This window comes from Lactococcus sp. KTH0-1S (assembly GCF_052544945.1).
This window is the reverse complement of the sequence record NZ_CP195165.1, coordinates 351,742-365,279: the sequence shown is the minus strand read 5'-3', so window position 1 is coordinate 365,279 and position 13,538 is coordinate 351,742. Positions and strand designations below refer to the sequence as shown.

Genomic DNA, 13,538 nt, shown 5'->3' with positions numbered 1-13,538 from the left:
TAAGTAAGTCTTAAAAAATGTCCTTACTTCTCTTTATATTATAAATAAAAAACCACAACTCTATACGAATTGTGATTCAGATATTATTTTTCTCGACTCAAATCTACTTCTTCAAGTGGAATAATTTTTGTATTATACTTCCATTTATAACCAAAATAAAGAATAATGAAAATAGGAATTGCAGCGTATAAAGCTAAGCCTTCACCCCAGTGCTCACTAAAGAGCATGGCTGGGTCAAGATTAATGGCAATTGCCGCAGTCATCAAGAGCGCAACAATTGGACCAAATGGGAACCATTTAGCTTTGTAAGGAAGATCTTCCAATTTTTTCCCTTGAGCAATATAGGCTCTTCTAAAACGGATATGACTGATAGAAATTCCAAGCCAAGCAAGGAATCCTGTTAGTGATGATAAATCAACCAAGAAAAGATAAATTTGCGTTCCAAATATTCCAGTTAAGAAAGCAATAAAACAAATAATTGTTGTGGCTAAGAGGGCATAAAAAGGAATTCCATTTTTTGCTGTTCGTCCAAAGAATTTTGGTGCGCCTTTTTCTTGTCCCAATGAATAAAGAATACGAGTTGAAGCATACATTACTGAATTTGCTGATGAAATTACCGAAGTAAGAATGACCGCATTCATAACTGAAGCTGCAACTGCAAAGCCAATGTTTTTAAAGACAATAGTAAATGGACTCATGACAGCTGTCGAATTTGGATTTAACAAGCGAGGGTCTTTAAAATTGATAATTGCAGCAATTACAATGATTGAAAAGATGTAAAAGAGTAAGATACGCCAGAAAATAGAGTTCATTGCTTTAGGAATTGACTTACCTGGGTCTTCAGATTCACCTGCGGTAATCCCTAAAAGCTCAGTTCCTTGAAAAGAGAATCCGGCAATAAGTAAAACTCCAACAAATCCTGAAATTCCACCAACAAAGCCATGATTGCCGGCACTTAAATTGGCAACGACATCAACATTTCCTTGTCCCAAAACTCCAAAAATGGTAAGTAAACCAATGGCTAAAAAGAGGACAATCGTAATCACTTTAATCGTTGATAACCAATATTCTGTTTCCCCGAATGCTCCAACCGCCATAACATTAATAATAAAAATTAAGACCGTCGCAATTCCTGAAAAAATCCAAGACGGAAGGTGCGGGAACCAAAACTGCGTAATCAATCCTGCTGTCGTTAAATCCACGGCAATGGTAATCGCTCCATTGAGCCAATAGTTCCACCCTAATGCAAAGCCAAAAGCAGGGTCAACATAACGACCGCCATAATCGGAAAATGAACCTGAGGTAGGCAAATATGTCGCCATCTCACCTAAGGAAGTCATTACGAAGTAAACCATAATACCAATAAAACAGTAAGCAAGAACTGCGCCCCAGGGGCCTGCTTGACTAATTGTTGCTCCTGAGGTTAAAAATAAACCTGTTCCAATTGTACCACCCAATGCAATCATGGTGATGTGGCGCTGTTTAAGGTTGCGCTTGACCTGATTTTGATTTTCCATAATCTTTGCTTTCTAATCTCTTGTTTTTTTCTACAAACCAGAGCACGAACAAATAAAAAGACCAGTTGTCTTTACAACCGGTCTCTTGAGAATCACCGGCATAGATACTTGAGCGTACTCTAAAGCTGTATCTATACCTACTGTATGACACAACTCTTATCTATGCAAATGATGATGGCGTAATGAGAAGTTATTCATTTCGTGATTCTCCTTTCGTGATTTTTCTATATTCTATACCTTTTTTTTAGAAATTGCAAGAATTAATTTGATAAAAATTTATAATTACTCATTTTTATGTTAAAATATTCCTATGAATACGAATAAAAAAAATAATACAATTCTTTTTACAATCTTTGGGATTGTCTTAGTTATTGTCGTTGGACTCCTTGTTTTCTTTGCAAATCGTCCAAAAACAACTGATAATACAGCAAGTAGTACAAGAACTTCTTCAAGCCAAAAAGTTGATTATCCAACAAATTATAAATTACATGATGCAGTAAAAAATTCTACAACTGCCCTTAATGATTTGACTTTACCACAACTTTCTACAACTGTTGCTGAGGATGAAGCTGAGGTCGAAATTAAAACGACTGCTGGAAATATCAATATTAAACTTTTCCCTAAACTGGCCCCTAATGCGGTTCAAAATTTCCTTGTTCTTGCCAAAAATGGTTACTACAAAAACAATGAATTCTTCCGTGTCATTAAAGATTTCATGATTCAATCTGGTGACCCTTCTAATCAAGGAACTGGGTCTGCTTCAATTTTTGGTGGAAAATCATTTGACACTGAAATTTCTAATCAACTGTACAATATCCGCGGCGCACTTGCTTTAGCAAATACTGGTCAAGCAAGTTCTAGCAGTTCACAATTTTTCATTGTGCAAAATTCCCAAGATATGACCAATCAAATTCAAGACAAGACTAAATATCCTCAAAAAATAATTGATGCTTATAAAAAAGGGGGATACCCAAGTTTAGACGGAAGTTATACTGTCTTTGGTCAAGTTATCTCAGGAATGGATGTCGTTGATAAAATCGCTAAAGCCGAAGTTACATCAAGTGGATCTGGCGAAGCTTCATCTCCTGTTGACCCTGTAAAAATTAAATCTGTTAAAATTCTTAAAAACTGGAAATTTTAATAAATAAAAAGTTACTGACAGAAAATCTGTCAGTAACTTTTTTTATTTCAATAAGTTTTTCATATCTTCTGGCATGTCTAATTCAACATGAACCATTTCGTCAGTAAAAGGATTTAAGAACTGTAAATGATGACAGTGAAGGGCTTGACGTGAAATCAAATCATGATTTCCACCGTATAAATCATCACCAATTAAAGGATAACCCAAATGAGAAAAATGAACACGAATTTGGTGAGTTCTGCCTGTATGCAAAATAATATCAAGAAGGGCTAAATCATTTTTTCGCTCAGCAACAACGTAAGAAGTCAGTGCATCTTTTGCTTTTTCATCAAAGCGAACTTGCCTTTGAATAATCGAATCATCACGACGACCAATTGGTAAATCAATTCGACCAGAATCTGGCAAATCTTGGTCATTTACAATGGCAAAATAGCGTTTTTCCATCGTGTCGCGAAATTTATGTTGATTCATTAAAGCATGTGCATAACGATGTTTAGCTAAAAACATGATTCCACTGGTATCACGGTCTAGCCTGGTGATAATATGCACCGTTTGATTAGCATAATTTTTTTGACTAATATATCCTTTGACCGCATTTGACATGGCCCCAGTCGGATGCAAGGACCCTGTAATTGATGGCTTGCCTGCTGGCTTTTCAACCACTAAATAGTGGTCATCTTCAAATAGGATATTGAGTGGAAAATCATCAGGAATTAACTTTTCATTATCTGGCTCATCTGGGACTGTGACCGTCACCAAATCATCCTTTTCCAGACGATAAATGGCATTTTTTTCCTGACCATTAACTGTTATTTTTCCACCATCAAATTTCACTTTTGTCAGTAATCTCCTAGAAATACCGTGACGGCTTAGCATTGATTTAACCATGCTTCCTTCAATCTCGTTTCTAAAAGCAAACTGCATTACTCAACCTCCCCAATAAAGGACTTACTGACCCGTTCCCAAAATGGTGTGTGAGCGCAATTTGCAAAAGAAATCGTTGTTCCATCCAATGAAAATTCAATTGATTTGATATTTTTGTATTCAAAAGTCAACTGATCAAAAGTCAAACTATAATCATCCTCTGGCGCAGGACAAACGGTAATAGTATCTTTCTCAGCTACAATCATTGGTGAACCTAATGTTCGATAAACGACATTGTTCAAACTTGCAATTTCAGCAACTTGCATTGCTTTTACCCGCGGATGAACAACGGCTCCTCCAATTGATTTATTGTAAGCCGTTGAACCCGTTGGAGTTGAAATTGACAAGCCGTCCCCACGAAAACGTTCAAAAAGATAATCAGAAATTCTAACATCCCCAACCATCGTTTTACTTGCACGTCGAATCGTTGCTTCATTGAGAACATGTCGTACAATTTGATATCCGTCAGTAAAACTAACCTGAACACGAATGAGTGGATAGTGAATCGCTTGAGCTGGATTTTCATCATAAAGCGCCTCTACGACTTCAAACAAATCTTCATCAGTAAAATCAGTATAAAAGCCCAAATGCCCCGTATGAACACCCAAAAATCGCACACGATCTAGCTGATATTCGTACATGTGCATTGCTCGTAGAAGCGTCCCATCTCCTCCAACTGAAATCACAATTTCAGGATTAATATCATCAAAAACGAAGTGTTCAGCTTTCAAAATCTTGCTCAATTTATTGAGCGTTTTTTTGGATTTTTCACTCGAATTTCCAATAAGCCAGACTTTTTTACCAAAGTTCATTTTCTTCACCATTTTCTTTTTTAAAGTCTTGTTTTTGCTGAGGACTATCAAAAAGTAACTGTGCTTCTTGAATATCCTCACGGATTTCGCCCATTTCCAAATCAAGTTGAGCAGCTTCACGCGCTGCATTAGTCAATCTTGCCTTGACATCCTCAGGAATTAAGCCCCCGTACTTGTAATTAAGGGAGTGTTCAATTGTTGCCCAAAAATTCATAGCCAAAGTTCTAATTTGAATTTCTGCATTGACAATTTGGAAACCATCAATTGTATCAATTGGATACTCAATGATGACATGATAAGAACGGTAACCAGAAGCTTTTTGGTTATTAATATAATCACGTTCTTCAATGATTTTAAAATCTTTGCGTTTACGTAAAAGCTCCAACACATCCCAAACATCATCAACAAACTGGACCATCACTCGAACACCAGCAATATCTTCCATTTCAGCTAAATTTTCTCTCGTGTAACCACGAAGTTTGGCCTTATTTCTGATTGATTCTCGGCGTTTCACGCGCCCCGTAACAAATTCAATCGGAGAATAAAGTCCTTTCTTCAAATATTGCTTACGAACACCACGAAATTTTATTTTTAACTCGCCAACTGTTTGGACATAAGGGTCCAAGAATTCTTCCCAATTAAACATTTTTTTCACTTTGCAAAAGCAATTGCTCTCACATACTCCTTTTTTGAGTATTTAAATCTTAAACGATTTCTGACTTCTATATTTATTAGAATCACATCTAATATTTTAACATAAGTTTGCTTTATTCACATTATTGCTACTTAAATGCTTTAAATTTCAATAAAAAAAGAGCAATCATTTTGCCCTTTTTAGTTCTTAATTATATTTTTTACTTTTATCTTTTTTGAAAAATATCTCTGAAGTTCAATAACAATAATGATTGAAACGATAATCAATAAAGTCCATGAAGAGATTTTACCTAAATCAACAAATTGCCAAGCTTTTAACTGATAAGAATAAGTCCAAGCACTAAAATAAGAACCAATATTCTCTGCAAAATAAATAAAGAGACCGATTAAAAAGAAACTCAAAATTGCCGGCATTTGATAACGTTTTGCCCGCAATACAAAAGTAAATTTAGTTTTCCAGAAAATCATTAAAATAAAGAGATAAAAGATATTTCTGAAATCAAAGCCAAAGGTTCCACTAAAAAAGTTGAGATAAATAAGAACAGAAATACCAATGGACATCAACCAATGCGGCCAATTGGTTGCTTCTAAATCAAACTCTTTTATTGCCCGAACAATATAAGAACCAATTGCCGAGTACATAAAAGCACTGTATAAGGGAACATCCATAATTTTAAATAAGCCAGCATCTGGATAGGACCAACTCCCATGCTTTACTTTAAATATTTCTAAAATCATTCCCAAAACATGGAAGACCATGATTGGAATTAAATCATAAGCTCGCTCATATTTGCTAACCAAAAGTATCATTTGAATAACGATGACGCAAATCAATAAAGTATCATAACGTGCAAGATGTGGAATTTTGATGAAGGTAGTCACAATTAATGACAGAATAATGGTAATTCCAAAAATTGCTGACCGAAATTGTTTCAAACCAAAATTCCAAAAATCTTTTAAATGATATTTCTCTTCTACTTTTTCCATAGCCTTAATTCTATCATATTTTCAGTCCTTGTCTAGTCTCCTTCATTTTTAAAACTTCCCTTTGTTTCTCTGCTTTGAGCCACTTTTTCTCCTTCTTCAGCTTAGGACGCAACTTTACTTATAGTCAGCCTTTTGATATACTTTTAATTAATATATCGTTTAACCCAACTGAAAGGAAAGATATTTTCTTTAGAAAATAATCTTAAAAATTAATTAATGAGTACGAATTTGGAGATTGAGTATAAGTCGCTATTGTCGCTGGCTGAGTATGACCAGCTCAAAAAACTCTTTACTCACGTAACCCCTGTTAGGCAAACTAACCACTACTTAGATTCAAAAGATTTTAAATTACGCAAGAAAAAATTGGCGTTGCGTATTAGAACTTTTGATAAGTCCGCAGAAATGACTTTAAAAGTTCCTCAAGAAGTTGGAAATATTGAATATAATATTGATCTCAGTCTTGAAGAAGCTCAACAACTCCTTGGCGAACGAAATATTGTCTGTGGAGAGACTGATTTAAGTGAAATCTGTGAGTTACTGACTGCACGTGATATTAATCTTGAAGAAATCACTTTAATTGGAAGTTTGACGACGATTCGTTATGAACAACATCTTCCAATTGGGCTTGCTGCATTAGACAAGAATGATTATCTAGGGCATACTGATTATGAACTTGAGCTTGAGGTAGATGACAGCAAACAAGGGAAAAAAGACTTTTTTGACTTTTTAGATAAAAATCGAGTTGAATATCGTTTTTCAAAATCCAAAGTTGTTCGTTTTTTGGACTGTTTAAGACATTTACGAAAATAATTTTTAAAATTTTACTGACAGAATCCTGTCAGTATTTTTTTATAAAAAAAATGTCTGACAAGCATCAGGCAGTTTTTTCAATTTGTTCTAAGTATTGCTGTAAGAGGGCATGAGGGCAATCTTCAATTTTCAAACATTCCTCATTAGTCATAATCAGACTTGCTGGAGAGGCTTGAAAATCATTTTTTCTAAAATCTTTTAACATTAAAGCGAGATGTCTTTTAGCAAAAGAACGATACTCCATAAAATTCAGAGTAGACACGCCGATTTCTTTCAAAATCTGCTGACGAACTTGTACTGTATAATCTAAAATCGTCGTTTCTTCTAAAACATCCTGCAACAATAAGAGAAAAGCTCTTCCTTGTTTTCGTCCGTAAAGATTTACGGTCAGATAATCAAGTGATACTTTTCGCAAACGGTCATAACAAGCATTTAACGAAACAATATTTTTAGGCAAATCTTCTGCATCCCGTAGTTGCTTAGCCGCAGGTAAAGTGACAATCGGATATAAATGCCAATCATTATGATCAAATGGTTCTAAATGGTCTAAAATGGGAGTGAAGTAATAATGAGTCTCCAACATAGTTTTTCTTCCTTGGTTTTAGGTATATTTTCATAATTGAGAAGAAGTTATAAATAGAATCTATAGAATACAGTTGTTCCACAGGTTCTGACCTTTCATAAAATGAAGCAGTATTACTCTACCAAGTCTCCTCTCTTTTTTTACTATATTAACAAAAAAAGTCTGCTCACTCAAATAATACACAATACCAATTACATTATTGACACGTGAGTTCTCTTTTATTCCCTTATTTACAAGCGCTCAATTTCCTCTTTAACGGCGAGATTAGTTTGAGCAAAAGCTTCAGAAAAGTTTTGGTCAAGTTCTTTAATATGACCCACACGTACCTTTTTAACAAATTTCAAATCTTTTAATTTACTCAATAAATCTGAAAGATTTTCATTATTGACATAGAGTAAACTATAATTTGATTTTTGGCTTATATAAACCACATCGCCAAATTTACTTAATTGTCTTGTTCCTTTATATGAATAGCAATAAACATAAACTGCAATTCGTTCCTTTATAAAAAGCGGGCGAATTTCTTTTTTCTCAATGCTTTCCATGATGTCGTCCATGTTGCCCTCCTTTCAACGGTAAATTTTCATCAACATAAATCTGTTCCGAAATACTATTTGTAATTTTCTTAGTCAAAGTTGTCAAAATTTGTTGAAGGTCATTTTCTGCCAAACGAAAAGCATAAACCTTCTCATTCAAATTTATTTCATGCTGAAGTGCTCTTAGCTCTGGGCGAAAAGCGATATATTCAGAATTATCCTGTAAAGTTTTAAGCTGACTTTGTAAATTTTCATCTGCCATAAAATCAGCTTTAGCTTTCTGATAAGCTTCAACTTCTGGAAATTTCAAAAACTCGTCCATTATCTTTTCTAACAAATTATCTATTTCTAATAGATTTTGGTCGATTATTAACATATTTTTATTATATCATAAATATCAAATGATACACTTTACTGTTATTTTTAGCAAAAAAGAATATGACTCTTGATACAAATTTATTAATTTGGTATAATAATTAACACATTATTGGAATTATCTGATAATTTAAGGGAGGAAAACTTTTGGAAAATCTTCAAGAGAAACATGAAGCTCAACGGGGCTTACAGAACCGACATATTCAACTTATTGCTATTGCTGGAACGATTGGTACCGGACTTTTTCTAGGAGCTGGGAAAACCATTCAAATGACTGGTCCAAGCGTTATCTTTGCTTATATTCTTATTGGGATTGCGATGTTCTTTTTCTTAAGAACAATCGGAGAAATGCTTTACAACGACCCTAGTCAACATTCATTTTTAAATTTTGTCACAAAATATTCAGGCGTCAGGACAGGTTACTTCACTCAGTGGTCTTATTGGTTAGTTATTGTTTTTGTTTGTATCTCTGAATTGACAGCTATCGGAACTTATATTCAATTTTGGCTTCCTCAGGTTCCACTTTGGTTGATTGAAATTGTCATGCTAGCTCTTCTTTTTGGACTTAATACTTTAAATTCTCGCTTTTTTGGTGAAACTGAATTTTGGTTTGCGATGATTAAAGTAGCAGCAATCCTTGGAATGATTGTCACTGCGATTATTTTAGTAGCTGGTAATTTTCACTATAGCACTGTTTTAAGCGGAAAAACCGTTCATGACTCTGCTTCACTAAGCAACATTTTTGATGGCTTTCAACTCTTCCCACACGGTGCTTGGAACTTTGTGGGTGCCTTACAAATGGTCATGTTTGCCTTTACTTCTATGGAATTTATTGGAATGACTGCGGCAGAAACAGTTAATCCTAAAAAGAGTTTACCAAAAGCAATTAATCAAATTCCAGTACGTATTTTACTTTTCTATGTTGGAGCACTTTTGGCTATTATGGCTATTTTCAACTGGCACTATATTCCGGCTGATAAATCCCCATTTGTTATGGTTTTTCAACTTATTGGAATCAAATGGGCAGCGGCGCTCATTAACTTTGTTGTCCTGACTTCTGCCGCTTCAGCGCTTAATAGTTCATTATTTTCAGCAACACGAAATATGTACTCACTTGCTCAACAGCATGACAAAGGAAGATTAACTCCTTTTACAAAACTTTCTAAGGCGGGAATTCCTATCAATGCCCTTTATATGGCAACTGCTCTCTCGCTTTTGGCTCCTGTCCTGACTCTTATTCCTCAGATAAAAAATGCCTTCGATTTTGCAGCCTCTTGTACGACTAATTTATTTTTAGTGGTTTACTTTATCACCCTCTACACTTATTGGCAATATCGCAAATCTGAAGATTACAATCCGAAAGGTTTCTTGACACCAAAACCTCAAATTACCGTTCCCTTTATCGTAGCTATCTTTGCAATTGTCTTTGCTTCTTTGTTTTTCAATGCTGATACCTTTTATCCGGCCTTGGGAGCAATTGTCTGGACAATTTTCTTTGGACTCTACTCGCACTATAAAAAAATCTAAGCGAGTCATCTTTTCCTAGACAGAGTGACTTCTGAAAAACTAAATGAAAAAGCGTATAATATAATATTATGAATACAAATCAAAATGAAGAAAATAAGCCCTCGCAACGTGGTTTAAAAAATAGGCATATTCAACTTATTGCCATCGCTGGAACAATTGGTACGGGATTATTCCTCGGTGCCGGAAAATCGATTCACCTCACTGGCCCATCAATTATTTTTGTTTATTTAATAATCGGTGCGCTTATGTATATTCTCCTAAGAGCTATCGGGGAGATGCTTTACCAAGATCCCAATCAACATTCCTTTTTAAATTTTGTTTCACGTTATCTCGGTGAAAAACCTGGTTACTTTATTCAGTGGTCTTATTTACTGGTTGTTGTTTTTGTAGCTATGGCTGAGCTAATTGCTATTGGAACTTATATTAATTTTTGGTTGCCGGATTTACCAATTTGGATGACAGAAGTCTTTGTATTAGTTCTTCTAACTTTATTGAATACTTTAAATCCAAAATTTTTTGGAGAAACCGAATTTTGGTTTGGGATGATTAAAATTGTGGCGATTATTGGTTTGATTTTAACGGCAATAATCCTTATTTTTAGTCATTATCATACAGGAACTGATACTGTAAGTGTAACTAATATCACCAAAGGCTTCGAGTTCTTCCCAAATGGGCTTTCTAATTTCTTTGAAAGCTTCCAGATGGTCATGTTTGCTTTTGTTTCGATGGAGTTCATCGGAATGACTGCAGCAGAGACAGATAATCCTAGACCAACTTTGAAAAAAGCGATTAACCAAATTCCAATTCGAATTGTCCTCTTTTATGTTGGGGCACTGCTGGCAATTATGAGTATCTACCAATGGCGCGATATTCCGGCAGATAAATCACCATTTGTTACCATTTTCCAACTCATTGGAATCAAGTGGGCAGCGGCTTTAGTGAACTTTGTCGTACTAACTTCTGCTGCTTCAGCTTTAAACTCTGCCCTCTTTTCAATCACTCGTAATCTTTATTCTTTATCAAAACTCAATAATGATAAAATACTTAAACCATTTACTAAATTTTCAAAAGCTGGTGTACCAGTAAATGCTTTACTTTTCACCTCGTTATTAATTCTATTTACTCCATTCATCTCGATGATTCCTGCGATTTCTAATTCTTTTGTCTTTATTACCAGTGTCGCAACCAATCTTTTTCTAGTGGTTTATCTGATGACCTTAATTACTTATCTTAAATATCGGAAATCAAGCGATTTTGATCCTAAAGGGTTTGTTTTACCTGCAGCCCACATCTTTATTCCATTAGCCATTGCTGGATTTGTTTTAATCTTTATTTCACTATTCTGCTTTAAAGATACAATTGTTCCGGCTATTGGTTCTGTGATCTGGGTTCTTATCTTTGGACTATTTACTTTCTTTAAAAAAATAAAAACAGCTGAATAATCAGCTGTTTTTTTAATCTTCGAGTTCGAGTTCAATTTCTTCAGTTTCGACTACTTTTTCTTCTTTTTTAGCTTTAGTTGCCTTAGCTTTTGTTGAAGTATCTTCTGTAGTTTCTGCTACTTCTGCTTCATCAAGAAGACCGTGTGCGGCACGAACTTTATGGTCAATTTCATCAAAAATTTCTTGGTGTTCTTTGAGATAGTTCTTCGCTTTTTCTGCTCCTTGACCAATTTTTTCGTCATTGTAAGCAAACCAAGCGCCTGATTTTTTGATGATTCCTTCATCAACAGCAATGTTTAAAAGTTCACCGGTTCTTGAAATTCCTTCACCAAACATGATATCAACGAGAGCAACCTTGAATGGTGGAGCCACTTTATTTTTAACGACTTTGATTTTTGTGATTTTACCGATTTGGGTCTTGTTATCTCCAGAACCTTCTTCGATTTTTGTTGAACCACGGACATCAAGACGTACAGAAGCGTAGAATTTCAATGCACGACCACCAGGTGTTGTTTCTGGCGAACCAAACATAACCCCAACTTTTTCACGCAATTGGTTGATGAAAATAGCTGTTGTTTTTGTTTTATTAATATGTCCTGCAAGTTTACGCATGGCTTGTGACATCATACGAGCTTGAAGTCCAACTGAACTGTCACCAATTTCACCGTCAATTTCGGCTTTAGGTACCAAAGCTGCAACTGAGTCAATAACAACTAAGTCAACTGCACCAGATGTAATCAATTTTTCAGCAATTTGAAGCCCTTGTTCACCATAGTCTGGTTGTGAAAGTAAAAGTTCATCGATATTGACACCGAGCGCTTTTGCATATTCTGGGTCAAGCGCATTTTCAGCATCAATAAAGGCTGCAATTCCGCCCTCTTTTTGAACTGCTGCAACGGCATGAAGAGCGACTGTTGTTTTACCAGAAGATTCTGGTCCGTAGATTTCAACGATACGTCCTTTAGGATAACCACCTGCACCAAGCGCAATATCAAGTGCAAGTGAGCCTGAACTTACTACTGACACTTTTTGGTTGGCTGCTTCACCAAGACGCATAAGTGAACCTTTCCCAAAGTCTTTTTCAATCAGAGCAAGTGCATCTGCCAAAGCTTTGTCACGTTCAGCGCCATATTTTTTGGTAATATCATCAAAATTTGTTTTTTTCTTTGTTGCCAAATTTTATCTCCGTTATTCTTTATTTATTGTTTAATTATAGCATTTTTCAGGATTTTTTATAAGCCCCTATATTCTATCTATACGTTTTTTTATTAACTTTGTCACTGAGTTTTTAAACTAATCTTTAAAAGCTGTCAGTAAAAATCAAGTCATTATTTTTGCTGACAGAATGGGCAAAAGTGGGTCCCCCGACCAGCCACTTTTATTTTTTGAATTTCATTGCCACAACGCACACATTTTTCCCCTGTTTTTCCATACACTCGTAATTCGTCCTGCATTTTTCCTGTTGAACCTAAGGCACTATAAGTTCTGATGCTTGAGCCGCCTAATTTAATTGCTTTTTGCAAAATTTCAATGATAGAATCATGTAAAAGATGAATAGAACTTTCTGTCAGTTGATTTGCCACTTTTTCTGGATGAATCTTTGCTAGCCAGAGCACTTCATCAACATAAATATTTCCTAGTCCAGCCACTAATGTTTGTTCAAGTAGAAAGGGTTTAATTTTCTTTGTCGATTTCTGCAATTTTTCTCGGAAAATCTGTTCATCAAAAGTTTCATAAGTTGGCTCTGGACCAATTTTTTTCTTCAAGAAATATGGAAGGACTTGGTCAGTAGAAATCAATTCCCAAGTTCCAAATTTTCTTACGTCAGCATAAATTAATTGTTCGTCAGTAAATTTAAGGGCTAAATGGTCATGTTTTTCCATTGGAACATTGAGGCTTGCAAGTCGATATTTTCCTTCCATCCGCAGATGAGAAATCAAACGATTTTTCTCGCCAATTTCAAAAATTAAATATTTTCCGCGACGTGAAATGCCATGAATGGTTTTTCCTGTCAATTCTTTTTTCAATTGCTCAAAACCAGTTAAAACCATTCTTGGATAAGTGGCTTCTATAGATACAATTTTTTGTCCAACAATTCTTTTTTCAAGCTCTCTTCTCACTGTTTCAACTTCTGGTAACTCTGGCATTTTTCCCTCACATCAAAAAAATTACTAACAAGTCTGTCAATAAATTTTAATTCATTTTTTACTGACAACTTTCTTTTGTATTC

Annotated in this window: 14 protein-coding genes; 4 read left to right on the top strand and 10 right to left on the bottom strand. The window is 35.0% G+C overall.

Annotation, left to right across the window (positions count from 1 at the left end; genetic code table 11):
* Positions 1-83: 83 nt before the first annotated feature.
* On the bottom strand, positions 84-1,517 hold the full coding sequence (locus ACRYLU_RS01840; protein WP_010905304.1) for an amino acid permease: 1,434 nt from the start codon (positions 1,515-1,517) through the stop codon (positions 84-86).
* A gap of 310 nt (positions 1,518-1,827) precedes the next feature.
* On the opposite strand from ACRYLU_RS01840, the gene ACRYLU_RS01835 reads away from it, so the two are divergent.
* Positions 1,828-2,658 (top strand): peptidylprolyl isomerase, encoded by an 831-nt coding sequence (locus ACRYLU_RS01835; protein WP_445081116.1) that lies wholly within the window; start codon positions 1,828-1,830, stop codon positions 2,656-2,658.
* A 42-nt stretch (positions 2,659-2,700) separates the two neighbouring features.
* Here the strand turns inward: ACRYLU_RS01835 and ACRYLU_RS01830 are convergent, their stop codons facing one another.
* The 4 genes from ACRYLU_RS01830 to ACRYLU_RS01815 form a co-directional block, all read right to left on the bottom strand.
* Entirely contained in the window at positions 2,701-3,582 is an 882-nt protein-coding gene (locus tag ACRYLU_RS01830) for an RluA family pseudouridine synthase (protein ID WP_445081115.1), read from the bottom strand.
* Entirely contained in the window at positions 3,582-4,394 is an 813-nt protein-coding gene (locus tag ACRYLU_RS01825) for an NAD kinase (RefSeq protein ID WP_003131619.1), read from the bottom strand. The genes ACRYLU_RS01830 and ACRYLU_RS01825 overlap by 1 nt, the downstream gene beginning before the upstream one ends.
* Positions 4,381-5,040, bottom strand: coding sequence for a GTP pyrophosphokinase (locus ACRYLU_RS01820; protein ID WP_015425820.1), 660 nt, complete (start codon positions 5,038-5,040; stop codon positions 4,381-4,383). Before ACRYLU_RS01820 ends, ACRYLU_RS01825 begins: the two co-directional genes overlap by 14 nt.
* 188 nt (positions 5,041-5,228) lie before the next feature.
* Positions 5,229-6,035 carry a DUF817 family protein gene (locus tag ACRYLU_RS01815; RefSeq protein ID WP_445081114.1) on the bottom strand — a complete coding sequence of 269 codons (807 nt, stop codon included), beginning with the start codon at positions 6,033-6,035 and terminating at the stop codon, positions 5,229-5,231.
* Positions 6,036-6,251: 216 nt separating this feature from the next.
* Between ACRYLU_RS01815 and ACRYLU_RS01810 the strand changes: the two genes are divergently transcribed.
* Positions 6,252-6,845 (top strand): CYTH domain-containing protein, encoded by a 594-nt coding sequence (locus ACRYLU_RS01810; RefSeq protein ID WP_010905301.1) that lies wholly within the window; start codon positions 6,252-6,254, stop codon positions 6,843-6,845.
* 64 nt (positions 6,846-6,909) lie between these two features.
* Here ACRYLU_RS01810 and ACRYLU_RS01805 read toward each other — a convergent pair whose 3' ends face one another.
* The 3 genes from ACRYLU_RS01805 to ACRYLU_RS01795 all read right to left on the bottom strand — a co-directional run bounded on the left by ACRYLU_RS01805 (position 6,910) and on the right by ACRYLU_RS01795 (position 8,340).
* The gene (locus ACRYLU_RS01805) at positions 6,910-7,428 is read right to left on the bottom strand and encodes a hypothetical protein (protein WP_003131623.1); all 519 of its coding nucleotides are present in this window, start codon (positions 7,426-7,428) and stop codon (positions 6,910-6,912) included.
* 230 nt (positions 7,429-7,658) lie between these two features.
* Positions 7,659-7,973 carry a YlbG family protein gene (locus ACRYLU_RS01800; RefSeq protein WP_161935052.1) on the bottom strand — a complete coding sequence of 105 codons (315 nt, stop codon included), beginning with the start codon at positions 7,971-7,973 and terminating at the stop codon, positions 7,659-7,661.
* Positions 7,960-8,340: a YlbF family regulator gene (locus ACRYLU_RS01795; protein WP_038599115.1), complete on the bottom strand. Its 381-nt coding sequence runs from the start codon at positions 8,338-8,340 to the stop codon at positions 7,960-7,962. The genes ACRYLU_RS01800 and ACRYLU_RS01795 overlap by 14 nt, the downstream gene beginning before the upstream one ends.
* Before the next feature lie 146 nt (positions 8,341-8,486).
* On the opposite strand from ACRYLU_RS01795, the gene ACRYLU_RS01790 reads away from it, so the two are divergent.
* Positions 8,487-9,866, top strand: coding sequence for an amino acid permease (locus ACRYLU_RS01790; protein ID WP_038599112.1), 1,380 nt, complete (start codon positions 8,487-8,489; stop codon positions 9,864-9,866).
* A gap of 68 nt (positions 9,867-9,934) precedes the next feature.
* Positions 9,935-11,308, top strand: coding sequence for an amino acid permease (locus ACRYLU_RS01785; protein ID WP_003131627.1), 1,374 nt, complete (start codon positions 9,935-9,937; stop codon positions 11,306-11,308).
* Between the two features lie 12 nt (positions 11,309-11,320).
* Here ACRYLU_RS01785 and recA read toward each other — a convergent pair whose 3' ends face one another.
* Both recA and mutM read right to left on the bottom strand, forming a co-directional pair.
* Positions 11,321-12,484 (bottom strand): recombinase RecA, encoded by a 1,164-nt coding sequence (recA, locus tag ACRYLU_RS01780; protein ID WP_023189932.1) that lies wholly within the window; start codon positions 12,482-12,484, stop codon positions 11,321-11,323.
* 152 nt (positions 12,485-12,636) lie between these two features.
* Entirely contained in the window at positions 12,637-13,455 is an 819-nt protein-coding gene (gene mutM, locus ACRYLU_RS01775; RefSeq protein WP_445081113.1) for a DNA-formamidopyrimidine glycosylase, read from the bottom strand.
* Positions 13,456-13,538: the final 83 nt, after the last annotated feature.